23 protein-coding genes, 1 tRNA gene and 2 pseudogenes are annotated in these 23,010 nt (G+C 60.0%); 8 read left to right on the forward strand and 18 right to left on the reverse strand.

All coding sequences use genetic code 11. From position 1 onward, the window contains the following. Positions 1–10: 10 nt before the first annotated feature. From ACG33_RS12720 to ACG33_RS16230, 6 genes are read right to left on the reverse strand one after another with little or no spacing between them, the layout of a single operon-like run. Positions 11–1,447 carry an efflux transporter outer membrane subunit gene (locus tag ACG33_RS12720; RefSeq protein ID WP_066921732.1) on the reverse strand — a complete coding sequence of 479 codons (1,437 nt, stop codon included), beginning with the start codon at positions 1,445–1,447 and terminating at the stop codon, positions 11–13. 4 nt (positions 1,448–1,451) lie between these two features. Further along, positions 1,452–1,919, reverse strand: a complete 468-nt coding sequence (locus ACG33_RS12725; RefSeq protein WP_066921734.1) for a MarR family winged helix-turn-helix transcriptional regulator — start codon at positions 1,917–1,919, stop codon at positions 1,452–1,454. Positions 1,920–1,974: 55 nt separating this feature from the next. Further along, positions 1,975–2,214 carry a DUF5343 domain-containing protein gene (locus ACG33_RS17110; protein ID WP_168160130.1) on the reverse strand — a complete coding sequence of 80 codons (240 nt, stop codon included), beginning with the start codon at positions 2,212–2,214 and terminating at the stop codon, positions 1,975–1,977. Continuing rightward, entirely contained in the window at positions 2,211–2,549 is a 339-nt protein-coding gene (locus tag ACG33_RS12730; RefSeq protein ID WP_066921736.1) for a type II toxin-antitoxin system PemK/MazF family toxin, read from the reverse strand. Before ACG33_RS12730 ends, ACG33_RS17110 begins: the two co-directional genes overlap by 4 nt. After that, positions 2,536–2,772 (reverse strand): hypothetical protein, encoded by a 237-nt coding sequence (locus ACG33_RS12735; RefSeq protein ID WP_066921738.1) that lies wholly within the window; start codon positions 2,770–2,772, stop codon positions 2,536–2,538. The genes ACG33_RS12730 and ACG33_RS12735 overlap by 14 nt, the downstream gene beginning before the upstream one ends. Before the next feature lie 44 nt (positions 2,773–2,816). Next, positions 2,817–2,954: a hypothetical protein gene (locus ACG33_RS16230; RefSeq protein WP_157071790.1), complete on the reverse strand. Its 138-nt coding sequence runs from the start codon at positions 2,952–2,954 to the stop codon at positions 2,817–2,819. 116 nt (positions 2,955–3,070) lie between these two features. Between ACG33_RS16230 and ACG33_RS12745 the strand changes: the two are divergent. Next, positions 3,071–3,347: pseudogene (locus tag ACG33_RS12745) on the forward strand (BrnA antitoxin family protein). 1,212 nt (positions 3,348–4,559) lie between these two features. On the opposite strand, the gene ACG33_RS12755 reads toward ACG33_RS12745, so the two are convergent. After that, positions 4,560–5,609 (reverse strand): Fic family protein, encoded by a 1,050-nt coding sequence (locus tag ACG33_RS12755; RefSeq protein WP_066921744.1) that lies wholly within the window; start codon positions 5,607–5,609, stop codon positions 4,560–4,562. Positions 5,610–5,762: 153 nt separating this feature from the next. Between ACG33_RS12755 and ACG33_RS12760 the strand changes: the two genes are divergently transcribed. After that, the gene (locus ACG33_RS12760) at positions 5,763–6,212 is read left to right on the forward strand and encodes a hypothetical protein (RefSeq protein WP_157071791.1); all 450 of its coding nucleotides are present in this window, start codon (positions 5,763–5,765) and stop codon (positions 6,210–6,212) included. A gap of 163 nt (positions 6,213–6,375) precedes the next feature. After that, positions 6,376–6,990 (forward strand): annotated as a pseudogene (locus ACG33_RS17115) (recombinase family protein); the annotation flags it as partial. Between the two features lie 345 nt (positions 6,991–7,335). Here ACG33_RS17115 and ACG33_RS16235 read toward each other — a convergent pair. Further along, a complete protein-coding gene (locus ACG33_RS16235; RefSeq protein WP_157071792.1) occupies positions 7,336–8,133 on the reverse strand; it encodes a hypothetical protein in 798 nt (265 codons plus the stop codon). A 153-nt stretch (positions 8,134–8,286) separates the two neighbouring features. Here ACG33_RS16235 and ACG33_RS16240 point away from each other — a divergent pair, with 153 nt between their 5' ends. Next, positions 8,287–8,517: a helix-turn-helix domain-containing protein gene (locus ACG33_RS16240; RefSeq protein ID WP_066921746.1), complete on the forward strand. Its 231-nt coding sequence runs from the start codon at positions 8,287–8,289 to the stop codon at positions 8,515–8,517. Positions 8,518–8,923: 406 nt separating this feature from the next. Here ACG33_RS16240 and ACG33_RS12775 read toward each other — a convergent pair. After that, positions 8,924–8,999: transfer RNA gene (locus ACG33_RS12775), tRNA-Phe, on the reverse strand. A gap of 416 nt (positions 9,000–9,415) precedes the next feature. Between ACG33_RS12775 and egtB the strand changes: the two genes are divergently transcribed. From egtB to ACG33_RS12795, 4 genes are all read left to right on the forward strand, one after another. After that, positions 9,416–10,783 carry an ergothioneine biosynthesis protein EgtB gene (gene egtB, locus ACG33_RS12780; protein ID WP_066921748.1) on the forward strand — a complete coding sequence of 456 codons (1,368 nt, stop codon included), beginning with the start codon at positions 9,416–9,418 and terminating at the stop codon, positions 10,781–10,783. Between the two features lie 33 nt (positions 10,784–10,816). Next, positions 10,817–11,791 carry an L-histidine N(alpha)-methyltransferase gene (gene egtD, locus ACG33_RS12785; RefSeq protein ID WP_066921750.1) on the forward strand — a complete coding sequence of 325 codons (975 nt, stop codon included), beginning with the start codon at positions 10,817–10,819 and terminating at the stop codon, positions 11,789–11,791. Between the two features lie 140 nt (positions 11,792–11,931). Beyond that, positions 11,932–12,726 carry a trehalose-phosphatase gene (gene otsB, locus ACG33_RS12790; RefSeq protein ID WP_066921753.1) on the forward strand — a complete coding sequence of 265 codons (795 nt, stop codon included), beginning with the start codon at positions 11,932–11,934 and terminating at the stop codon, positions 12,724–12,726. Further along, on the forward strand, positions 12,723–14,108 hold the full coding sequence (locus tag ACG33_RS12795; RefSeq protein WP_066921755.1) for an alpha,alpha-trehalose-phosphate synthase (UDP-forming): 1,386 nt from the start codon (positions 12,723–12,725) through the stop codon (positions 14,106–14,108). Before otsB ends, ACG33_RS12795 begins: the two co-directional genes overlap by 4 nt. A gap of 6 nt (positions 14,109–14,114) precedes the next feature. Here ACG33_RS12795 and ACG33_RS12800 read toward each other — a convergent pair whose 3' ends face one another. The 9 genes from ACG33_RS12800 to ACG33_RS16580 form a co-directional block, all read right to left on the reverse strand. Further along, entirely contained in the window at positions 14,115–15,215 is a 1,101-nt protein-coding gene (locus tag ACG33_RS12800) for a protein-glutamate methylesterase/protein-glutamine glutaminase (protein WP_066921757.1), read from the reverse strand. Positions 15,216–15,294: 79 nt separating this feature from the next. Further along, positions 15,295–16,152 (reverse strand): CheR family methyltransferase, encoded by an 858-nt coding sequence (locus tag ACG33_RS12805; RefSeq protein ID WP_210399069.1) that lies wholly within the window; start codon positions 16,150–16,152, stop codon positions 15,295–15,297. A gap of 100 nt (positions 16,153–16,252) precedes the next feature. Beyond that, complete coding sequence (locus ACG33_RS12810; RefSeq protein ID WP_066921759.1) at positions 16,253–16,618, reverse strand: response regulator; 366 nt, start codon at positions 16,616–16,618, stop codon at positions 16,253–16,255. 14 nt (positions 16,619–16,632) lie between these two features. After that, positions 16,633–17,604, reverse strand: coding sequence for a methyl-accepting chemotaxis protein (locus ACG33_RS12815; RefSeq protein ID WP_066921761.1), 972 nt, complete (start codon positions 17,602–17,604; stop codon positions 16,633–16,635). Between the two features lie 55 nt (positions 17,605–17,659). Next, positions 17,660–18,196 (reverse strand): chemotaxis protein CheW, encoded by a 537-nt coding sequence (locus ACG33_RS12820; RefSeq protein WP_407696499.1) that lies wholly within the window; start codon positions 18,194–18,196, stop codon positions 17,660–17,662. Between the two features lie 9 nt (positions 18,197–18,205). After that, entirely contained in the window at positions 18,206–19,945 is a 1,740-nt protein-coding gene (locus ACG33_RS12825) for a methyl-accepting chemotaxis protein (RefSeq protein WP_083536908.1), read from the reverse strand. After that, the gene (locus tag ACG33_RS12830; RefSeq protein ID WP_083536910.1) at positions 19,939–22,236 is read right to left on the reverse strand and encodes a chemotaxis protein CheA; all 2,298 of its coding nucleotides are present in this window, start codon (positions 22,234–22,236) and stop codon (positions 19,939–19,941) included. The genes ACG33_RS12825 and ACG33_RS12830 overlap by 7 nt, the downstream gene beginning before the upstream one ends. Next, complete coding sequence (locus ACG33_RS12835) at positions 22,233–22,580, reverse strand: STAS domain-containing protein (RefSeq protein ID WP_066921766.1); 348 nt, start codon at positions 22,578–22,580, stop codon at positions 22,233–22,235. Before ACG33_RS12835 ends, ACG33_RS12830 begins: the two co-directional genes overlap by 4 nt. 144 nt (positions 22,581–22,724) lie before the next feature. After that, on the reverse strand, positions 22,725–22,931 hold the full coding sequence (locus ACG33_RS16580) for a hypothetical protein (RefSeq protein ID WP_210399071.1): 207 nt from the start codon (positions 22,929–22,931) through the stop codon (positions 22,725–22,727). Positions 22,932–23,010: the final 79 nt, after the last annotated feature.

A 23,010-nucleotide genomic window follows, 5' to 3' on the forward strand; every position in this document is an offset into this window, starting at 1 on the left:
TTCCAGGCGCTTATGGGGAAGGCCTTGTATCGACAAGGGCCGCGCTGCCGGCCTCCGAATCGAATCCACCGCCAAGAGCCAGCAAGAGCCTGATCCGCGCAACAGCCTGATCGGCCTCTAGATCGACGGTCTCTTGCCGGGCGCTGAGCAGCCGCAACTCGGCATCGATCAGTTCGAGCCGCGAGCCGAGGCCGGAAATAAAACGGACTTCATCGAGGCGCCGCAGCTCGGCGGTGCCGGCTGCGGCGGTGCGCTGCACGTCGAGGGTAGCGGACAGGTTGGCTACGCGAGTCAACGCATCGGCAGTCTCGCGCACCGCACTCAGCACAGCCTGATTGTAATCGGCGATCGCCGCATCGACCCGGGCGTTGGCGCCGGCATACTCCGCGCGCAATCGTCCACCGTCGAAGATCGGTAGATGCACGGCGGCGCCGGCACCGTAGGTCACGGCATCCTTGCCGAATAGGTGATTGAGACCGATCGCCTGAGCTCCGGCAAGACCGATGAGGTTGAAGTTTGGATAAAAGGCCGTGCGTGCCGTCTCCCGGCCCGCCAACGCAGCATCGACACGCGCCTGCGTGCTGAGGATATCGGGCCGGCGTGCAAGCAGATCGGCCGGCAGTTCGGCAGGTAGCGGCAGCACGGCGTCGAGCGCCGGCGTCGGCGGGCGGATCGTTGCATAATAGTCCGCGCCCTGACCAGCAAGAAGCGCAAGGGCATGGACCAGCATCTCACGCTGGCCCTGCACGCGCACCAACACCTGCTGCGCTTCCGCGCGCAGGATTTCCGCCGCACGCGCATCGCGCTCGCCGGCAAGTTCGCTGCGCACCCTCAGGCCGACCAGCAGCAGCGCCTGTTCCCGCTCGACAAGAACTCTTTGCGCGAGGCCAAACTGCCGCTCGACACGGGTAAGTTCGATATAGGTCTGCGCTATCGATCCCGCGAGTGCGAGAGAGGCGGCGGCGTAATCTAGCCCCGCCGCATCCGTCTCGGCGCGGGCCTGTCCCACGGCAGCTGCCTGACGACCCCAGAAATCGAGATCCCAGCCGAGATTCGCCTGTGCCTGACCGATCCAGCGAGTACTGCCGCCATAGGGCGGCGGAATAATGTAGGCATCGCTCAAGCGCTGAATCTGTCCGTTCGCATCCAGGGTCAGCTGCGGCCGCCTCGCCGCCTCGCTCACCGCCAAGGCGCTCTCGGCGAGACGCACGCGCGCCAGTGCCGCCTCCAGCGTCGGACTGCCGGCGAGCGCGTCGCCGAGGATACGATCGAGCTGCGGGTCGCCGAACGTCTTCCACCACTGCGCGTCGATGGGCGCAGCAGCCTCCGCAGCCAGCCCCAGGGACGGGACGGCGATCGGAGCGATATTGCCCGGCTCACGCGGCGCCGCGCAGGACGCCAGCACCAGCACCGCCGCCGTTACGGTGGTGACAGACCAACGTTCCATGATCTCAACTCCCCTGCTCCTCGATCGCCTCCAGTCGGGCGACGAGACGGTTGAGTGTCGCAATCAGGCGAGTGATGTCCTCGCGATCGAAATCCTCGAGAACCTCGTTCCATCGATCGACCACCTTCGCCGCGAGGTCGGTGAAGGTGACGTGGCCCGCCGCGGTAAGTGCCAGCCGAGTCACACGCCGATCCATCTCGTCGCGCCGGCGCACCAGCAGGTCGCGCGCCTCGAGCTGGTCGATCAGGCGGGTCATCGCCCCGCTGCTGTACCCGATGTTGCGTGACAGCTCCGCGCAGGTCGCCGCCGTGCCGTTGGATACCAAGGCCAATACGATCCACTGCGTAAAAGTGATCTCATTACCCGCGAATGCCGCCTCCGCGCGCGCCATGCTGAGCTTGTTCGCTCGACGCAGCAAATAGCCGATGGAATTCGCAGGACTGAACGCTTTGGGTTGGTAGAAGGGAGGCACCGATAGCTGCCTAGGCAATCACTGCCGCGGAAGATAATACGGCGGCGGGCGGGGATCAAGAGGGATGTACTGGGAACGTCTCGCCAGGCGTGCCTGCGGCCGTACCGACACTCCATTCGCCGCAAAAGCTTTTGAACTTGCCGGTGATTGAGCTTCGGTCGGCAGCGGCCGGGTGCTCCTTGATCAGAAAGATGTCGCCGTATGCATCGCGAAGGGCGTCGCCCAAAACAATTTGGGATCGAGAGTGGTCGCGATAGTCGTTGTAGCGCTGTGTGGGCTTTCCGTCAGGCGTCAGAGCCCAAGGACAAGCCTCAGGCCTTCGTCGATGGCGCGCACGGCCTCCGCCGGCAGAGAGCGCACACGTTGGGTCAGCAGCTCACGATCCAGCGTATAGAGTTGCGATACGTTGATCACAGACTGTTTGGCCAATCCAGACTCGGCCTTTCCGATGCGAAGGTTTCCAGGAGCATCTGCTAAGGCAAGGTTGGAAGTAATGATCGCCACAACGACTGTGGCGATGCGGCTTTGGTTAAATGGGTTGGACTGAACTACGACGACGGGGCGACGAAATCCCGGCCCAGAGCCGGTGGGAGTCGGCAATGAGGCCCACCAAACCTCACCACGTTTCATTGGCGAGGCGCGTCAGTTGCATGCGAGCAAAGGCTGGATCGGGCTTTGAGGGTTCCGTGGCATATACCGCGTTGAGCTTTGCCGTGACGGCTGCCGCCCCTCGTTCGCTCAAGTATGCCGATAGGGCATCCGAATAGAGCTGACTTCGGGATAACCCGAGCTGCTGTGCCAAATGCTCTCCGGCCTCAAATACTTCATCTGGAACGGAGATGGCGATCTTCATGTCGTCATGGTATCACCATGGTATGACTCATGCAATTCTGACGTCTAAGCGAGCGAAAGAAGCGAAAGCATAATCAGCAATGCCGACCAGAGCGCCTGATCTTTGGACAAATACTCTTTCGTCATCTGCCAAATAGCAAAGAAGCCCGCATACCCACCAAAGATGATCACGGCGGTGTACACGGTGGCATAGTCATAAGCACTCGCAGTGATTCGCTCCTGCGTATCCGCGATCTCTCGGGCAACGCGGTTCTGCTCAACGATAGGGCGCCGAGCCAACAAGCGAGAGGTGAAGCAATATGGCAAAACGTAAACCGAACCCGGAGATGATCGACGACGACAACCCGGAGTGGACCGCCGAGGATTTCGCGCGCGCGAAGCCCGCGTCCAAGGTGCTGTCGGCGGCAGTGCTTCGGCGTTTTCGCGGCGCGCAGAAGGCGGCCACGAAGGAACGCATCACCATCCGCCTGTCGCCCGATGTGATACAGCGCTTCCGGGCCAGTGGCCCAAGGCTGGCAGACGCGCGTGGATGACGCCCTACGGTCCTGGCTCAAGCGCAATTCTCCGGAGGCGTAGAGGAATTGAGCCGCGCCCGGGGACAGAACGCCGCGCCCCGGGACTGGCTTGCAGCGCGGCCCGATACGGAATGCCGACCGGCGGCGCCACACCTGGCTGCACGGGCTCACCTCGCGCGAGGTTGCGGAATTCAAGCGCCGGTCACTCTCGCTCGGCCACGGCTCGCAGGATTCGATTGGGCGACTCATCGCCACCCCTTCGCCGGCATCGCCGGACTCATGCTCAATCTCCATCGCTGCTCGGCATGCGGGCATGAGGAAGATCGGGAGCCCTACATAGAGAGCGGGTTCCGATCCAACTGTGGCACCGTCTCATGACGACTGCTGCGGAGGGGTCAAAGCGAAAGAATGGTTCCTGGCTCCTGAGCCGGTCATCACCGAGCGGTTCACGTTCCACGACTTGAGGGCAAAGCGCGCCAGCGACGCTGAGGACGTGATGGAAGCCAACGAAGCGCTGACTCACGATGATCTGCGGACGACCCAGAAGATCTATCGCCGAAAGCCTCGTAGCCAGAGCGGGCGCGAAAATATTAGACAGCTCGCCGGATATTAGACGGGACGGGGTTTGAGCGCCGTCATAAGTTATTGATTTAATGGTGGTAGATTCTACCGGAACCTTGAACCCATTATCTTCAACCATGCCGAGACGTCCCCATAGGAGCGGGTTCCGGCGTAACGAGCAGGGCACATATGCATAACCCCCGGATGTTCGCATTGGGCTGAAACTGCATGGAACCCTTCCCGAGGACTTGGCTTCTTGGCCGACATCGCACCTGAATGCGTTGCCTTCATCGTCGAGTCCAGAAGCTCGTTCGGTTCGACCGCGACGAGGTCATGGCATGGGCCAAGCGTTGGGTGCAAGACGCCCAAGATCAAGGCATCGATGTGAAGACCGATCCCGCCAGCCAGAGCAGATCGTTGCTGCATGCCCTGGCATCGCTGCCCGTTTGACCGCCGCATCCGCGCCATTGATCTCCTCCGGGGCGGATGCGCCGACGCAGGCGTGGTCGCCGACGCGCCTCGGCCTTTGCCGTCCAGCACCATGATATGGGTGTAAATGGGCGTCGAAATAGCGCAGCCCAGCCGCTGCGCAGCCGGTCAGTCCTGTTCCGTTTCATCGGCAAATCATCGCATTGGACGAAGAAACGGAACAGTCGTTTCGCCCCTCAATGGCCAGCGGTTCGATCCCCAAACACGGAATCGAACAGGCCAGTCACTTCAATCCATACCAAACGCCACGCCCGCTGCCGTGCTGCTCCAGATGGTTGCGTTCGGTCAGGTCGCGAAAGTGCTGTTTCAGGGTGTTCCGGCTGGCCCCGGTCAACTTGATCGCCTCGGCCATCGTGACGCGTCCGTGCTCCCGGGCGAAGTCCACGATTTGCAGTGACAGCTCGGGCAGCGCGGCCAGTACGATCTTTTCGCGCTCGACCTTCTTCTCCAGACGCCGAGCCTGCTCAGCCAGAGAGCGCAGAAAGAACAGCAGCCACGGGTGCCAGTTCGGGGCGTCGCTGCGGATCGTGCCCTGCGTCTGCCGCAACGCGAGGTAGTAACTTTCCTTGCTGGCCTCGATCACGCTTTCGAGCGAGCTGTACGGGACATAGGTGTAGCCCGCCTGTAGCAGCAACAGGGTCGTCAGCACGCGGCTCAAACGCCCGTTGCCATCTTGGAACGGGTGAATTTCGAGGAGCACGACCACGAAGATGCCGATGATGAGCAAGGGATGCAGCACGGCCTTTTCGCGCTCGTCATTGATCCACTGCACCAGTTCCGCCATCAGGCGCGGCGTGTCGAACGGTGTGGCCGTCTCAAAGACGATGCCTATTTGCGTGCCGTTCTCATCAAAGGCCGCGACGCTGTTCGAGTTGGTCTTGTAGCCACCCCTATGCCACTCGTCCTTCTGGCTGTACTGCAGCAGGATCTGATGCAGCTGCTTGACGTGGTTCTCGGTGAAGGGGATGTCCTCCCATGCCCGAAAGATCAAATCCATCAGCTCGGCGTACCCGGCAACCTCCTGCTCATCCCGTGAGTCGAACTTCTTGATGGCGAGGTTGGACAGCAGCCGCTCGACCTCCCGGTCGGAGAGCTTGCTGCCTTCAATGCGAGTGGATGAGCCGATGCTCTCGATGGTGGCCACACGCCGTAACGCCGACAGGCGGTCGGGCGCAAGCGTGCCCAAGGCGCGCCACGCTCCTTTGAATTCGTCGATCCGGGCGACCAGGCCCAAGACCTCCGGGGTGATCTGGAGGGTGTCGGTTCGGAACATGAACCAATAATACACCCATTTACACCCATTTACACCCATTTACACCCATTTCAACAGGCGGCAGAATTGGGTGTAAATGGGTGTAGAAATGGAGGGGCGCCCTCGGGGATGGGCCTGCGACTATCACCGCCACGAGCTCCATGCAGGTTTTGCATGGAAATCACGACGATGCCCCAAAATTGCGCGCACTGCGGCCAAGCCTTTCAACCCAGCCCCCAAGTCCCGAACCAGACCTACTGCTCGTCCGCCGAATGCCAGCGCGCTCGCAAGCTGCGCTGGCAGCAGGACAAGCTCCGCACCGATCCGGACTACCGCGACAACCAGCGTGATGCCCAGCGCGCGTGGTTCGACCGGCATCCCGGCTACTGGCGCGCCTATCATGCCGCCAATCCCGATGCGGTGGAAGGAGGCCAGAACGGAAGCGCCAGTGGCGTGGGCAATGGCCTTGCAAAAATGGACGTGTCAATTCTGCCGTCCGGCCTGTACCAGCTGCGGCGAATTCCCGCGCCTTTCCCAGAGGAAGGCGATGCGTGGCTGGTCGAGATCACGCCCGTGAGCATCGACTGCGTCTGCAAAAAGGACGTGTGCAAAGAGATGACTTGATCGACGCTTCGGTACCCGGTCGCTATCGTCGTTCCCAAACGGGTTCTCGAACATTCTGCATGGCAACGATTCCAACCGTGTGCGCAGCTTCCGTCAGGTGGCGACGCAACCATTGAAAGGAATGGCAGACCCGACAACGTCAACCATCGAAGTGACCGGGTCTATGCAATCGAACGAATCACCTCCAAGCCCAACAGGCTCCGGGTCGGTGTACCGCGCCGCACAGTACGTGCGCATGTCCACCGAGCACCAGCAGTACTCGACGGAGAACCAGGGCGACAAAATCCGTGAGTACGCTGCCCGGCGCAACATCGAGATCGTCCGCACCTACGCCGACGAGGGCAAGAGCGGCCTGCGCATTGATGGTCGCCAAGCCTTGCAGCAACTGATCGCCGACGTGCAGGCGGGCAAGGCCGATTTCCAGATCATCCTCGTCTATGACGTCAGCCGCTGGGGCCGGTTCCAGGACGCCGACGAGAGCGCCTACTACGAATACATCTGCCGCCGCGCCGGGATTCAGGTGGCCTATTGCGCCGAGCAGTTCGAGAACGACGGCTCACCCGTGTCCACCATCGTCAAGGGCGTCAAGCGCGCGATGGCGGGTGAATACAGCCGCGAGCTTTCCGCGAAGGTGTTCGCGGGCCAGTGCCGCCTGATCGAACTCGGTTTTCGGCAAGGCGGGCCTGCGGGCTACGGCCTGCGCCGCGTGCTGATCGACCAGTCCGGCTCGGTGAAGGGGCAACTTTCTCGCGACGAGCACAAGAGTCTGCAAACCGACCCTTCGACAGGCCGATGGCGGCAGCGATCTTCTCGTGACTCAGTCGCGCCTCGAACTTCAGACGCAGAACTTCTTTGATTTTGCGCATGGCACTCTGTTTGGCTGGCATCGGCTCCCCAATCAAAAAAATCGGGCAGCTTAGCCAGAAAAATATAAGTTCCAGCGCAGAACCGACTTCGTTCCGCTCGAAGATGACCGAGGATTCCGGGAACATGACTGAGGATTCCGGCCAATGCCGGAAATCGGTCATCTTCAATCGGAATCGCCGGTCACGTTCGGCCGGAACGACCGGTCACGTTCAATCGGAATCAGCGGTCAACTTGGTCCGGAATACGCAACAGTAAGTCAACGTATGCCGAACACCGCTATACCTACCGTTCTGGCCGAGTCTGTCATTGCACCGATGAGTTGGTCCTGACCAGTCGTTAGAGGGTAGACGATAGCCACACCTGTCACCGTCTGATTCGGAAGGACGCATGGCGCCAGACCGAAAGTCAGTGTGACGTTGAAAACATTCTTTCCTGACGGCCGAGGTGCTATCGAGCCAGAACCGCTACAGCCACCCTCTGAAACCGTTAGTACGCCACTTGCAGTGATATCCACCGAAATACTACCTCCGCTGGTACCGAGAGTATCCCAATGCCCAGCGATGGCGCCCAAGGACGCTGCTGTGTCGTAGTCGTACAAGGAGTCGGGAATCGGACTGCCAGAAAACTGGACACTACCCAAGCTATTCGTGACTGTGCCACTTATGGTCTTCGTTGCGCCGCTATACGTCGAAGCTAGTGTTCCAGAAATCGCAGGATAAAATCCGAAGTCCTTGACATTGTTTGAGGTGAACGATTCACCGCTCCATGTACCATTCCCCTGCACAAACCCATCTACATAGAAGATCGAACCATTATCCTGACCATAAAGTGACCAGACATCGCCATTTTCGAGGATCAATACTTGAAACTCGCTGCTCGTACTACCGATCAGTTCACCCCCAAATACACCTTCAGCAGCAGCTGCCGGTGGGGGCGGCGGGGGTGGGCTCGGTGTTGCCGAGACTTGGTTTCCACCACCGCCACCACCACCGCACGCACTGATGAATGCAGGAAGCAAGATCGCTACTAGTGCGGTAGCCGTGGATCTCTTCATATGCTGTCTCCCTTGTTAGCAACTCCACTTAAGGCACCTAGCATATGCATTAGGTAGCCGAGACTACTGATACCTGAGTCACGTTTGTCCCGAAAATGGCGACAATAATTTTGTGCCCTATATGTCTGCCCTCTCATTTTCAGGGGTGCAGCTTTGAAGTCGCTTCGCAGCCGGGAACATCGACGATTACGCGCCATCCTGGTGGAGGCACGAGAAGCAGCCGGACTGACCTTGCGGGATATGGGGGTCCGCTTGAAGCAGTCTCATACCATTCTTGCCAAGGTGGAAAGCGGTGAGCGGCGCTTGGACGTGATCGAATTCATCTATGTCGCCCGAGCCTTAGGCGTCGATCCAAAAGAGCTATTCGCGAAGCTGCTGGACTGATGATAGCTGCGGCTTCACGCTGTTCCTAAGTCGACACGTCCAGCTATCCATCGTAGATATCACTAACGAAATTTTTGGCCTTAGTGAAAGAGAACTCCCCGAGCACCCCCTACCCCAGTGAGAGCTTGGTCCGATACGCCCCCCCTGAACAAAGCTGCATCAGTGGCGGAGTCGCTATACATCGATTCCCCAATGAGGCGCGCACTGGCGAAAGCGTTGTTCGTTCTCCCATACGGCCCCAAAACAAGCAAGTACAGGCACACACACTTCCTCAGCACTCCAAATCGATCGAACCCCGCAAGCCGACCATTTTTCAGCCAGGGTAGCAACTGAGTAGCAATGCAGTTCAGACGCGATCTTCGCCGTCCACATCCCACTCGTAAGCTCTTGTAATATCTTGAGAAAATGGTGGCCAGGGGCAGAATCGAACTGCCGACACGCGGATTTTCAGTCCGCTGCTCTACCAACTGAGCTACCTGGCCACGAGCGTCCAGCCGGAGGACTGGAATCTTTACGCGCCGAACTTCGGCGACTAGGCCGAAGCGGGCGCGTATTAATAGCGATGGGCTGGCGGCCAGTCAAGGAGAACCGTCCTTCAGCCCGTGTTCCAGCCTCCGCAGTTCGCATCCATGATGTCTTCCACTGCGTCAGGCCGGGATCTCGACCGAGGTTCTCTCCCCCGGATGACGGCATCCTTCCAAGTCCACCGCATACAAGCGCGAATCGCACCGCGGTCGAATCTTCGGATGACAACACGCTTTCTAAACTTAAACGATGTCGCTAATTAGCGACAATTTGTATGCAACTTACTTCAATGTCGATGCGTTGACTCTATGAGCCGGCGGTCGAGTCGGCCTCCCCGTCCAAATACATCTCGAATCTCGCGAGGTAATGAGCAATGGCGCTGACGACGAACACGTCGGTCACTGATCGGGCAAATGCCTCCGCAACGTCCTCGACCCGTCCAGCCAGGCGGTGTCTCCGGTATCGACACGTCCGCGCCACGACCCTGCAGCTCTGCGAGCCGCTCGAAGTCGAGGACTACGTAGTGCAAAGCATGCCCGACGCCAGTCCCGCCAAATGGCACCTAGCGCATACCAGCTGGTTCTTCGAGCAATTTTTGCTCAAACCCATGCTTTCCGGCTACCAGGCGTACCACGAGGACTTCGAATACCTGTTCAACTCCTATTATCAAAGTGTCGGTCCCATGCATCAGCGTCCTCGGCGCGGTCTGCTCAGCCGCCCTACCGTGCAGGAAATCATGCGCTATCGGATGCATGTCGATAGACACATCGAGTCGCTCTTGGATGCCCACGCGGATGATGACCAGCTCGCGGCCCTCCTCGAACTCGGTGTGAATCATGAACAGCAGCACCAGGAACTCCTGCTCACCGACATCAAGCACCTGTTCTCCTGCAATCCCCTGCTGCCCGCCTATCGCTCGGCGGCGCTGCGCGGCACCGCAACGAAGTCCGCCGCACCGACCGGTGATTCCGCCCTCCCGTCCATGGCCCGTCCCATGACATTCATCGCCTTCGACGGCGGCGTACAAGCGATTGGCGCGCCCAGCCGGCATGGCAGGCCGGATGAACGTTTCTGCTTCGACAACGAACAGCCTCGGCATCGCCTCCTGGTGGCACCCTTTGCGCTGGCCGATCGCCTGGTCACCAGCGGCGAGTACCTGGACTTCATCCGAGACGGCGGCTACCGGCGCGCAACGCTGTGGCTCTCGGACGGCTGGCAAACCGTGACTCGGCACGGCTGGAATCGTCCCCTGTACTGGTCGGAATCGCTGGACGCCGAATTCACGCTCGCCGGCCTGCAAGACCTCGACAATGACACCCCCGTCTCGCACCTCAGCTATTACGAAGCCGACGCCTTCGCGCGCTGGGCCGGTGCGCGCCTGCCGACGGAGGCCGAATGGGAACTCGCCGCCGCCGGGCTGCCGGTCCAGGGCAACCTGCTCGAGGCCGGCACGCTGCACCCCCGCCCGGCGCGCGCGCATTGCCGGGACCGAAGCGAATTGCAGCAACTCTTCGGCGACACCTGGGAATGGACGGCCTCCCCCTACGTCGCCTATCCCGGATATCGCAGCGCCTCCGGCGCGCTCGGCGAATACAACGGCAAGTTCATGTGCAACCAATGGGTGCTGCGCGGCGGTTCCTGCGCGACACCTGCCGAGCATATTCGAGCCAGCTATCGCAACTTCTTTTACCCGGATACACGCTGGCAGTTCGCCGGACTACGTCTGGCATGCAACGCCTAGGCATGTGCCTGTCAACCCACCGATGGATGAGTCATGGCAAAACACCCCGGCACCGCCTCCGCGCCCTCCAGCATCGATACATTGATAGACGCCGTTCTCGCGGACCTCGAGAAAACACCCAAGGAAATCTCCTCGGTGTGGTTCTACGATGAACTCGGTTCCTTGCTGTTCGACAGTATTTGCGAATTACCCGAGTACTACATCACCCGTACCGAGTTGCAGATCATGCGCACCCATGCCGCCGACATGGCCCGCATCATCGGGGGCGGTGCGGCGCTGATCGAACTCGGCAGCGGCACCAGTCTCAAGACGCGCCAGCTGCTCGATCATTTACAGACACCTCACACCTATGTTCCCGTTGATGTTTCACGCCGACAGCTGCTCGATGCCTGCAGACATCTGGCACACGACTATCCTCGATTGCGCATCACGCCCGTATGCGCCGACTTCAGCCGGGACTTCAAATTGCCTTCGGACATCCTATCGGCACGCAAGCGCATCATTTACTTTCCAGGTTCCACGTTCGGAAATTTCACCCACGCGCAGGCCCGGCACCTGTTGGCTCGTTTGCTCGCGATCATCCGGGCCAACGGCTCGATACTCATCGGCATCGACCTTTGCAAGGATATCGGCATACTGAAACAGGCCTATGATGATCCAGTCGGTGTCACGGCAAAATTCAATATCAATGCATTACGTCATATCAATCGTGAACTCGGTGCGGACTTCGAGCTGAAGAACTTCGACCACGCGGCTCTGTGGATCGATGATCAAAGCCGCATGGAAATGCACCTCGTCAGTAAACGCGACCAGATCGTCCATCTCGGAGGCCGGGGTGTGCGTATCGCTTACGGCGAACATCTGCGCACCGAATACTGTCACAAGTACACGCAGGACAGCTTCGAACAGTTCGCCCTGGAGACGGGACTTGTGATTACGCATGCCTGGCACGATCCGGCGCACCTGTTTGCTGTGCTGATGCTGGAACCGCGGCGCCTGCGCGGGTAGATCTCGCGCCTTCATTGCTCCAATATTCACTATCGCCTCAGCACGGCGACGCCGAAATATGCGTACAACGAAATTCGGCGGACGTATTTTCATCTCCCGGGGTTGAGCCCGCAGGCAAAGCAAAGTAAGGTTCAAGTCCCATGTCGTCGAATCCAGTTCTTCTAAGCGATGATGACTGGGCGCTGTTTCTCGATGTCGACGGTACCTTGCTCGAGATCGCCGAGACGCCGCAGAGCGTGCATGCGCCCCACAGTCTGAAGCGGCTCCTGGAGACGCTTCAGATGCGTCTCGACGGTGCGTTGGCGCTGATCAGCGGACGCAGCCTTGCAAACCTGGATCAGCTGTTCGCCCCCCTGCGCCTGTGCGCTTCCGGAATACACGGCCTCGAGCGCCGTGACGCGCTGGGCATGCTCATCGATCCTGCCTTCGATGTATCCGGCCTTGCCGCCGCGCATGAGGAACTCGACCGCTTCGTTGCGCAACATGAAGGTCTGCTGCTGGAGGACAAGCGCTACAGTCTGGCAGTGCATTTCCGCCGCGCGCCCGAACTGGCCGATCGAGTCCGCGACAAGATGAATTCGATATCGGCACGCCTCGGGCCGCTATTCGCGCTGCAAGCCGGCAAATGCGTCCTGGAGCTTCGTCCGGCAGCCTGGAACAAGGGCGTGGCTGTGCACGCATTCATGCAGGAGGATCCCTTTCGCGGCCGAACACCGCTCTATATCGGCGACGACGTCACCGATGAGGACGCATTCGCGGTCGTCAATGCCTTGCAGGGACAGTCCATTCGTGTGGGTACCGGCTCCGCCACGCATGCCCGGCATCATCTCGCCGACGTGGATGCCGTGATCCGCTGGCTGCATGACAATCCGCCGATACGGCACCGGACTGTACGCGCTCCGCAAGGCAGTTCAAGATCCGAATACTCGTCATGAGTACACGAATCGTCTGTATCTCCAACCGCGTCTCCTTGCCGCGCAAGGCCGCTGCCCCCGGTGGACTGGCGGTCGGTGTGCTGAGCGCGCTCAAGAACAGTGGCGGATTGTGGTTCGGCTGGGGAGGCGAACTCGGTGACACCGAGCCTGCGGGGCCGGATATGCAGACGCGCGACGGCGTAACCTATGCGACGCTCAAGCTGCGTCGCCAGGAATTCAATCGCTATTACAACGGCTACTCCAACGGCGCGCTGTGGCCGCTATTCCACTACATGTCGAGCAAATTCCGATTCCGTCACGAGGAATACGAGGCCTACGAAAATATCAACGGTCAGTTCGCCCGTAATCTCCTGCCCTTGTTGCGCCCGGACGACTTGCTATGGGTACATGACTATCATCTCATTCCACTTGCCCGCCGGTTGCGCGAATTAGGCGTACGCAACGCCATCGGCTTCTTCCTGCACATCCCCTTTCCTCATATAGAAACGTTGCGCATCCTGCCTGGCTACGAAAACCTGATTCGTGACCTGACAGGATTTGACATCGTTGGCTTCCAGACGACCGGTGACCTGGCTTCGTTCCGATCCGCGATCTCCCATATCCATGCAGTGGAATCATCCGATACGGAATCGGCGTCGCGGATACAGCTGGACGGGCGTGACATACGTGCCGGCGTCTTTCCCATCGGCGTCGATGTGGAAGCCATCGCGGCGGACGCCGAGCGCGCCTGCGGCAGCGAAGTCATCAAGCGGATGATCGCCAGCCTGGTCGGCCGAAAGCTCATGATCGGCGTCGACCGGTTGGACTACAGCAAGGGGCTCGTGGAACGTTTCGCGACCTATGAACAATTCCTGGAGACCTTTCCGGACAAGCGCGCGCATATCACCTACCTGCAGATCGCACCCGTCTCACGCAAAGACGTCCCCTCCTATGTCGACATCCGTCGCGCCCTGGAACAAGCCGCCGGGCGCACCAACGGTCGTTTCGCGGACGCCGACTGGACGCCGGTGCGTTATCTCAACCGAAATTATCCGCACGAAACCCTGATGGGCTTCTTGCGCATCGGCAATGTAGGGCTCGTGACGCCGCTGCGGGACGGTATGAATCTGGTTGCCAAGGAATACGTCGCCGCCCAGGATCCCGAGAATCCCGGCGTACTGATCCTGTCCAATCTCGCCGGTGCGGCTTATGAACTGGAGGCGGCATTACAAGTCAACCCGCATGATACGCGCGCCGTCGTCCAGGCCATCGCTCAGGCTCTCATGATGCCTCTACCGGAGCGCCGGGAAAGACATGCAAGCCTGATGACGGCACTGAGGAATCACAGCATTCAGGTCTGGGCCGACCGCTTCATCGCTCAGCTGCAGGCTGTCCGCCGCTGACGGGCGTCATTTGGCGCCGGCAGCCCATTCCAGAATCGCCCGCGGCAGTCCCGACAGCGGCAGTACCCGCTGAGCGCCGCCGAGACGTACCGCCTCCTTCGGCATACCGAAGACGACGCAAGTTGCTTCGTCCTGAGCAATGGTGCTGGCGCCGGCATCGCGCATCTCCCTCAGTCCCCGAGCGCCGTCGTCTCCCATACCGGTCATGATGATGCCCAGAGCGTTGGCGCCGGCATACTTGGCGGCCGAGCGGAACAGCACATCCACCGAGGGCCGGTGCCGGTTCACCACGGGACCATCGATCACATCGACGCAGTAATAAGCCCCGCTGCGCTTCAGCATCATATGCTTCCCCCCCGGCGCGATCAGCGCATAACCCGGCAATAAACGCTCGCCGTGGCGCGCCTCGCGCACCTCGATCCGGCACAGCCGGTTGAGCCGCTCGGCGAATGCCCGTGTGAATTTTTCCGGCATGTGCTGCACGACGGCAACACCGGGACACCCGCTCGGCAGTGCCGTGAGTACATGCTCCAACGCCTGTGTTCCACCCGTCGATGCACCGATCGCCACGATACGCTCGGTGGTCTGCTGCAGCGCGCACGACCCTCCGGGAGCGAGTACGGCATCGGCACTCAACTTCATCGCTGGGGTGGAATCCCGACGGACCGCATCGCCGGGCGGTGCCCCGATTCTCAGCCTTCGCAGGTTGGCCTGCGCAGCCGCCTTCACCGCCGTTGCCAGATCGGCGGATGCCTCTTCCATGAAACGCTTCAGTCCAAGTTTCGGCTTGGTCACGATACTGACCGCACCCGCGGCAAGCGCCTCGAGCGTGGTGGTCGCGCCCTTCTCCGTGAGCGTCGAGCAGATCACCACCGGCGTCGGCCGCTCATCCATGATCTTTCGCAGGAATGTAAGTCCATCCATGCGCGGCATCTCGATATCCAGGATGATGACATCGGGCCATTCCTTCTGCATACGCGCCATGGCAAACAGCGGATCGGCGACTGCTGCGATCACGGTGATCGCCGGATCGCGCGCCAGTTGTTCCGTAAGTACCTGACGTACCACTGCGGAATCATCGACAAGCAGCACTCGAATCGGATTCATGAACGCTCCCGGATACCGTTCGGGAATGCGCAACGACGTCCTCGACCATACTGCCTTCCTGGAGCTGCGATGCAAATGCTCAGGCGCATCGACTTGCCCTGGTGTAGATGGAGGCAGTCGACATCGCCAGGCGATCGGTCACGCCGTTCAGCGTCTCGCAATGCCCGACAAGGAAGTGGCCGTCCGCCGTCAGCGCCGGCAACATTCTTGTGACCACCTGCGATTTCGTCTCCGCGCTGAAATAGATCATCACATTGCGCAGCAAGATCACATCGAACACGCCGATATCCGGCAGAGGTTCGTTGAGATTGATGTATCGGAACTGCACGCGTTCCCGAATTGCGCGATCGACGCGAAAGGTCCCGGCCTGCGGCCCTGTTCCCTTCAGGCAATAGCGATGCAGATATTCTTGTGGAATCGGTCTGGCGCGCTCCATGGCGTAGATCCCGTCGCGGGCAGTCGTCAGTACGCTGGTGCTGATATCGGAACCCAGGACCTCCCATGGAACATTACCAAGCTCCGCTGCCAGCAGCATCGCGATACTATAAGGCTCTTCACCACTGGAGCAGGCGGCGCTCCATACCCGGAACCGACCTTGCTGGCGGGCTTTGGGCAGCACGCGTTCACGCAGAAAATCAAAATGCTGCCGTTCCCGGAAATAGTTCGTCTCATTCGTCGTCAGAAGGTTGAGCGCTGTCTGTAATTCTCCCCGTGCTTCAGGTTGCGAAAGCAGGTCGAGATATTCACTGAAGCTTCCGAGCCTATAGTGCTGCAGGCGTCGATTCCAACGTCCGACAATGAGTGATTTTTTCGCCTGCGAAAGATTGATGCCGGCAAGACGGAATGCCAACGCCTTGATGCGCTCGAATTCCGCCTGGGTGAGGCTCGTCGCTGAAAAGCGGAACTCTGCGCCATTTCTTTCCAGCGGCGCCGTCACAGCCGGACTCCTGACGCAACAGCCCAATCGAGGCTGGACTCGACAATCGCCGGACAGGGAGCAAAGTGGCCCTTCAACGCGAAAAACCGCATGAACGGATTCAGGCCAGGACGAGACGGGCGACTGCATCGAGCATCGCCTGCGGTTGAAACGGTTTGACGATCCAAGCCTTGGCGCCTGCCGATCGACCTTCGCTCTTCTTGGTCTCTCCGGCTTCCGTCGTCAGCATGATCACCGGCGTGAACTTGTAGTTCGGATGCGCCTTGACCGCCTTGAGAAAGCTGATACCGTCCATGCGCGGCATGTTCACATCGCTTATGATCAAATGCACTTTGCCGCTGAGTTTGTCCAACCCGTCCTGGCCATCGCACGCTTCGATCACTTCGTATCCGGCACCTTTCAAGGCGATCCCCGCGACCTGGCGCACCGAGGCCGAGTCATCGACGATCAGAATCCGTTTCGCCATCACACTCACTCCGCTCAGAAAAACTCGATGGCCTGGGTGGTCACCTTTTCCGCCGCTCCGCCGTCGTGATTGCGCCGTTGCTCCTGGGTAGTGTAGCTACGGGCCATCTGCGCTAGATACTCGGCTACGGCTGCATCCGGCTCATCATTCAATGCCAGCACGCCCGCCTGCTGATGCAGATCGCGCATGCTGGAAACGGCCTGAGTGAGAATCTGCCCGACGCGGTCCTGGAACTGCAGCTGCACCAACGACTCCGCAACCTCATTCTGGATGTCCCTGCTCCTTTCCCTGAGATCCTCGCTGGAGCGCGACATCTCCAGGCTCATGCAGCTGAATCGGCTCAGTACATCCTGAATACGCGCGCACGAATCCCGCACCGCGATACCCTCGCGTTCCGCGGCCTGCTCATTGGTCGCTATGATGTGAGCAAGCGAATCGTTGATGGCACCGATTTTCTCGACGATCATCGTGCCTGTCTTGCGGGAGGCGTTCGACAATTGCCGCACCTCGTGCGCCACCACCGCAAATCCCTTGCCGGCCTCTCCCGCATGGGCCGCCTCTATCGCCGCGTTCAGCGCCAACATATTGGTTTGAAAAGCGACCATCCCCACCTCCTCGGCCATCTTGCCGAGTTCGGTGGTATAGGCCGCCAAGGAACGGATCTCCCCGGCCAGGACCGTACGGCTCTCCTGAATCGCCGCCAGTTCGCCCATGACATGGGCAAGCTGCTGTTTCCCGTCGTTCAGGGTTGTGATGAGACCGCTGCCGCTGACTTCATCATTCTGCGGCGCCGCCTTGAGGGTCGCCTCGAGACTGGCCGCGATGCCGGCAAAGCGCGCACTCAGGGCAACGATCGCCTCCTCGGTCTGCAGACGGGCGGTGTCGATCTGCTTCACCCATATCGGCAGCGCCTCGATGCACGCTCGCTCGGCCGCGCCGGCCGGCGGCTGATCCGGTACCGGATCGGGCTTCTTGCGGGTAAACATGTTCGTCACGCTCTCTTGAAACCAGGCCGTTCTCGATGCAACGGCGCTCCCGCCGTCATGCACAGGCTTGCATCGCATCGGTACCAGTCTGCACCAGTACTTCCATTTCCTCCACCGACAGGACGCGTTTCTCGTCGAGAATGATGACGAATCGACCCCGCACCTTGCCCATGCCCTGGATGAAATCGGTGCGAATCGAAGCTCCGAAGGTCGGCGGCGGCTCGATGTCCTCGTCCGGAATCTCGAGGACCTCGTTGACCGCATCCACCAGCACGCCGAGCACATGGTGTTCGGCATCCATCCTGGTTTCGACGATCACGATGCAAGTTTTTTTTGATACCGGAGTGCTAGGCCGTCCAAAACGCGCGCATAAATCGATGACCGGGACAACGGCGCCGCGCAGATTCACGACGCCGCGAATGGACGGCGGCATCATCGGCACATCCGTCGGCTGCGTATACTCCAGGATCTCCTTGATGCCCAGAATGCCCAGCGCAAAGGTCTCTCGCCCCAGCATGAACGTAAGGTACTGATGCTGATCGTGCCGAGGCTCGGCATCAACGGCATCGATAGGGTGTGCTGCGATGGCCATCATGATCTCCTAGAAGCGCACGAAGTGCTCGGCCGCATCGGTATCGCCAACATAATGCCCGTTGTGATGCCCGTTAACCCTGCCGTTTAACTTGCCGTTCGGCTTACCATATGCCGCGGCAGGCGTTGCCGCGGCAGCCAGATGCTGCAGATGCGCCGTGGCGCGGGCGCGCGGCTTCGGTGCGTTCTCGGTACGCTCCGCCTGGAACTCATAGGCTGCGGCCGGAGTGGCCTGTTGCGCCGCAGATAGGTTACCCACTCTGAAAAAGCTCATGGAGGTCTGCAACTGTTGCGCCTGGCTGCTCATCTCCTCTGCGGTCGCGGCAAGCTCCTCGCTCGAAGAGGCATTCTGCTGCGTCAGCTGCGACAATTGGTTCATCGCGCTGTTGATCTGGCCCACGCCCGAGGACTGCTCCTGGCTTGCCGCAGTTATTTCCTGCACCAATTCCGCGGTCTTCTTGATGGACGGCACCATGTCGCCAAGAAGCTTGCCGGCTTTTTCGGCGAGTTGAACCGAGGAAGTCGCGACTTCACCGATCTCCTGGGCTGCAACCTGTGAGCGCTCTGCGAGTTTGCGCACTTCGGCGGCGACCACCGCGAAACCCTTGCCATGCTCACCGGCACGCGCTGCTTCGATTGCCGCGTTGAGTGCCAGCAGATTGGTCTGATAGGCGATGTCATCGATGATGGAGATCTTATGGGCAATCTGCTTCATCGCCTCGACAGTCTGTTCCACAGCCGTACCGCCTTCGGTTGCTTCGGCCGCCGCCTTGGTCGCCATCTGGTCTGTGACCTTGGCATTTTCGGTGTTCTGTCCGATCGAAGCCGTCATCTGTTCGACGGAGGCAGAGGTCTCCTCCACGCTTGAAGACTGTTCGGTGGTTGCCTGCGACAGCGACTCCGCGGTAGCCGATACTTCTTCACTGGCGGACGACAAATTATCCGCCGCGGAACGCACCTCACCGATCACATGGGACAGCTTCTCGATCATCGCGCCCATCGCTGCGAGCAATATTCCCGGCTCATCCTTCGATGTGCTCTGCACACGCACCGTCAAATCACCGTCAGCCATTCGCTTCGCTGCCTGTGCAGCCTCGCTCAGCGGCGCCGTGATGGACCGGGTTACCCAGATGGCTGCCAACAATGCAAACAGGGCAGCGGCAATGGACAATACGATGACGATCTGGCGGGATTCAACATAGACGGCTTCGGCGCTCATGCCGTCCATCTCCATACGCTGAGCCTGCATCTCCGCGAGGCTGCTCAACGAAGCCGTATAGGCATCCAGCATGGGGCGCAACTTCGTATGCAGCAAATCGGTAGCGGCCTCGCGCCGACCCGCCATCGCCGTATCCAGAACGAGCGTCGCTTCGCCCTGATAGGTGCTGCGCGCCGCCTTGACGGTGCTGAGCTGCTGAATATCTTCCGGGTCTACGACGACCCTATCCAATTGATCGTATAATTTGCTGTTTTGTTCGCGCAACGACGAAATAACATCCATGTATCGCTTGGCCTGCGTTACGTCGGGTGTCATCAAGACGTCGCGAATCGCAATCCCGATGAGATTCTGATTTCTGGTGAGTTGACTGAGCGCGGCGATCTTCGGATACCGATCGTTCACGATCTGATCGGTTCCCGCCTTGATCTCGTTGAGACGCATCAGCGACAGTATCGAAACCGATGCCAGCAGGATCAGCACCAACCCGAAGGCAATGCTCAAACGCATGCCGACTTTCATATTCTTTAACATGGAACGACTCCGGAGATTTCCTTGGAAATTGAGGTGGCATGGGCAACGGACATGACGTCGGCTGTATTCGTTTCTGGCGCCCCTGCGGTCGGCGCAAGACAACGCTCGACCAGCCCGCCGATGTCGAGGATGAGGGCGACTTCACCGCCGCCCAGAATGGTCGAGCCGCTGACGCATTGCAGTCGGCTGAAAATCTTCGACAGCGGCTTGATGACCGCCTGCTGCTCGCCCAGCAGTTCGTCGACGACGACACCGGCGCGCAAACCGCCGTGGCGAACGACAACGATACTTTCCCGCTTGGGCGGTGCGGCCTTTACGCCCAACAGATCACGCAGCCGGATGAAGGGAAGAACCGAACCGCGCAGATTGATGTAGCGCTGACCGTGAGCAGCTTCGCTTTCTTCCCTGGCAAGTTCGACGCACTCCTCCACCGCATCGAGTGTAATGACGAAGGATGAGCGGCCGACGCCGACCAGGAATCCGTCGATGATGGCAAGGGTCAGCGGCAGGCGAACCTTGATCAAGGTACCTCGGCCCTCGCGGCTTTGGATCTCCACGGAGCCGCGCAGGGCGGTAACATTGCGTTTCACCACGTCCATGCCGACGCCGCGGCCCGACAAGTTGGTAATCCGCTCGGCCGTGGAGAACCCAGGCTCGAAAATCAGCGCGTGAACCTGCGCATCGGTAAGCGTGCCGGCATCGCTGATCAGACCGCGTTCGATTGCCTTGCGGGCGATACGCTCGCGGCTCAGACCGTTGCCGTCGTCGGCGACTTCGATGACGACGGATCCGGCTTCGTGATAGGCGTTCAGTTGCAGTATGCCTTCCGGTTCCTTGCCTTGCGCACGGCGGACCTCGGCTGGCTCGATCCCGTGATCGATGGCATTGCGAACGAGGTGCGTCAGGGGATCGGTGATACTCTCTATCAGCGTTTTATCGAGTTCCGTATCGCCGCCTTTGACTTCGAGTCGGATCTCCTTGCCGGCCTCGCGCGCCACGTCGCGAACGATGCGCCGGAAGCGCGAGAACGTCGGTCCGATCTCCACCATGCGCAGCTTGAGCGCCTGATCCCGCACTTCCTCGACGAGGCGTGCCAGACGCATCGTCGATTCGTTGAGATCCGAGAAGCCGGCCTGCCGCGCCGCCATGCTGGTTGCCGCACCGGCCGTGACCAGCTCGCCGATGAGATCGATCAGCTGATCGAGCTTGTCGCCATCCACGCGCAGTGAACCGTCGCGGCCTTTTGTTTCAGCTGATGCCCTGGCTTCCCGCTGCCTGTCCAGCGCAGCCGTGATCACGGCGGGCTGGACGAGCTGATTGCGCACCAGCAACTCGCCCAGCGGCTGCGCCTGCGCAGGATGGCTCGCCACAAGCGATTCCTGCATGTCGAGGCTGCGGTCGAGCTCCTGGCTTGTCAGCGTACCGCAGGCGACCAACAGTTCCCCGAGCCGGTCGTCGGCCTCCGGCAAGTCCCGGATAAGAGATACGTATTCCGCGACCCGCGAACGCGGCGGCAAAATGCGCAGATCGCAATCTTCCCGCACGAACTCGAACGCCGCCTCGATACGCTGCTTGCCGGCATCGGTCTTGAACCCGATCTCATACCCTAGATAGCATGTTTCCGGATCGAAGTGATCTACAGCCGGCAGCGCCTCCTCGACGATCTGTAATCCCGTGATGGAGCCCATCGTCGTCAAGTAGCGGATGAATGACAGTGGATCCATGCCGTTTTTGAGCACATCGGCACGAAAACGGATGGAAATGTGCCAGGAGTCGGTCGACGCACACCAGGAATCGCCGGTTGCGGAGCTGGATTCGGCCCGCAGGAATTCGGACTGCCTGGTTGGGGTCAAGACAGCGGACGCCGGTCCTGCAGCACCTGCAGGCGCAGGGCTGACGTCTCCACTCGTCCCGGTCAACCGCTCCAGCAAACGGACGCCTGCCGCGGTAAGTTGAGGGTCGCTTGCCTCGTGGCCGTCGGCGACCGAATCGACCAGCGCCTGGAGATGATCGCGGCATTCGAGCAGCACCGCCGTCAATTCCCGGGTCAGATCGAGTGTACGGTCGCGGATGCGATCGAGTACGCCCTCCACGACATGCGTGAATTCGACGATCGGATCCAGGCCGAACAATCCTGAAGAACCCTTGATGGTGTGTGCAGCCCGGAAGATGGCGTTGACGATCTCGGCGTTTGCCTCACCGTGTTCACAGGCGAGCAGATCGGCTTCCATCTCCCGCAGCAAATCCCTGCTTTCTGCAATGAAGGTCGGCAGTGCCGAATCAATGCTCACTGCTTCGACTCCGCTGCAGGCGCCTTGGTGATCATGTCGGTTACATTGCACAACATCAGCACGTCTTTGACGCATTCGCTCGGATCGAATACCGAAAAATATCCACCGTCGGCGCGCGCCATACGACGCGCCAATAGCAGAATCTGCAGGCCCGCAGTATCGAATTCGGTGACTCTTGACAGATCGGCACCCAGGCCCGCGCCGGCTGGACAACCGCGAACGGCCACGGAAAACTCCTGCAGGAGTTCATGTGCGCGATAGATGGTCATCTCGCCGTCTATGTGCAACACGTTCTCGGTATCTCGAATACGCTCAGCCATTCGTCCCTCGCGCAGCAGCAGCATCGGTTGCCTGGGCTCCCGAAATTTCACTCGGGGGGCGGTTGTTTATCTTTTCACTGTCACAAAACCTATCGGCGTGCGAACAGGATCGTTTAGTAGGCAAAACGATGAAACATCATTAGGGAAATAGCGCTGGACCGAAAAAGCTCAGGTATCGATCGGCACGTCGAAAACGAGTCGTGACGATGCATCGATGCAGTAACACAGAATCCGTGTAGCAGATGCCATGAACGTCGATTCAGCAGCGGAATATTTTCTTCTGGTGTACAGCCGCGCCGGCTCGATCGCGATGAAGCGATATTTTCTAAAGATCCTTTTGGCCAAGCCGTTATAACCAGCGTTGAACACGAACACTCGCGCTCTTACAACGGCAGAGCCAAAGGCGCAATAAGTTCGCTGTTAAAAAACCAACAACTAATAGATACAAAAGACC

This window comes from Steroidobacter denitrificans (assembly GCF_001579945.1).
GTDB classification, from domain to species: Bacteria; Pseudomonadota; Gammaproteobacteria; order Steroidobacterales; family Steroidobacteraceae; genus Steroidobacter; species Steroidobacter denitrificans.

Excerpts from the sequence above, each read along its gene's own strand:
- ACG33_RS12720 (WP_066921732.1), bottom strand. The coding sequence starts at position 1,447 with ATGGAACGTTGGTCTGTCACCACCGTAACGGCGGCGGTGCTGGTGCTG.
- ACG33_RS12730 (WP_066921736.1), bottom strand. The coding sequence starts at position 2,549 with ATGAAACGTGGTGAGGTTTGGTGGGCCTCATTGCCGACTCCCACCGGC.
- ACG33_RS12735 (WP_066921738.1), bottom strand. The coding sequence starts at position 2,772 with ATGAAGATCGCCATCTCCGTTCCAGATGAAGTATTTGAGGCCGGAGAG.
- ACG33_RS12755 (WP_066921744.1), bottom strand. The coding sequence starts at position 5,609 with ATGTTCCGAACCGACACCCTCCAGATCACCCCGGAGGTCTTGGGCCTG.
- ACG33_RS12760 (WP_157071791.1), top strand. The coding sequence starts at position 5,763 with ATGGAAATCACGACGATGCCCCAAAATTGCGCGCACTGCGGCCAAGCC.
- ACG33_RS16235 (WP_157071792.1), bottom strand. The coding sequence starts at position 8,133 with ATGAAGAGATCCACGGCTACCGCACTAGTAGCGATCTTGCTTCCTGCA.
- egtB (WP_066921748.1), top strand. The coding sequence starts at position 9,416 with ATGGCGCTGACGACGAACACGTCGGTCACTGATCGGGCAAATGCCTCC.
- egtD (WP_066921750.1), top strand. The coding sequence starts at position 10,817 with ATGGCAAAACACCCCGGCACCGCCTCCGCGCCCTCCAGCATCGATACA.
- otsB (WP_066921753.1), top strand. The coding sequence starts at position 11,932 with ATGTCGTCGAATCCAGTTCTTCTAAGCGATGATGACTGGGCGCTGTTT.
- ACG33_RS12795 (WP_066921755.1), top strand. The coding sequence starts at position 12,723 with ATGAGTACACGAATCGTCTGTATCTCCAACCGCGTCTCCTTGCCGCGC.
- ACG33_RS12800 (WP_066921757.1), bottom strand. The coding sequence starts at position 15,215 with ATGAATCCGATTCGAGTGCTGCTTGTCGATGATTCCGCAGTGGTACGT.
- ACG33_RS12810 (WP_066921759.1), bottom strand. The coding sequence starts at position 16,618 with ATGGCGAAACGGATTCTGATCGTCGATGACTCGGCCTCGGTGCGCCAG.
- ACG33_RS12815 (WP_066921761.1), bottom strand. The coding sequence starts at position 17,604 with ATGTTTACCCGCAAGAAGCCCGATCCGGTACCGGATCAGCCGCCGGCC.
- ACG33_RS12820 (WP_407696499.1), bottom strand. The coding sequence starts at position 18,196 with ATGGCCATCGCAGCACACCCTATCGATGCCGTTGATGCCGAGCCTCGG.
- ACG33_RS12825 (WP_083536908.1), bottom strand. The coding sequence starts at position 19,945 with ATGTTAAAGAATATGAAAGTCGGCATGCGTTTGAGCATTGCCTTCGGG.
- ACG33_RS12835 (WP_066921766.1), bottom strand. The coding sequence starts at position 22,580 with ATGCTGCTGCTGCGCGAGGGACGAATGGCTGAGCGTATTCGAGATACC.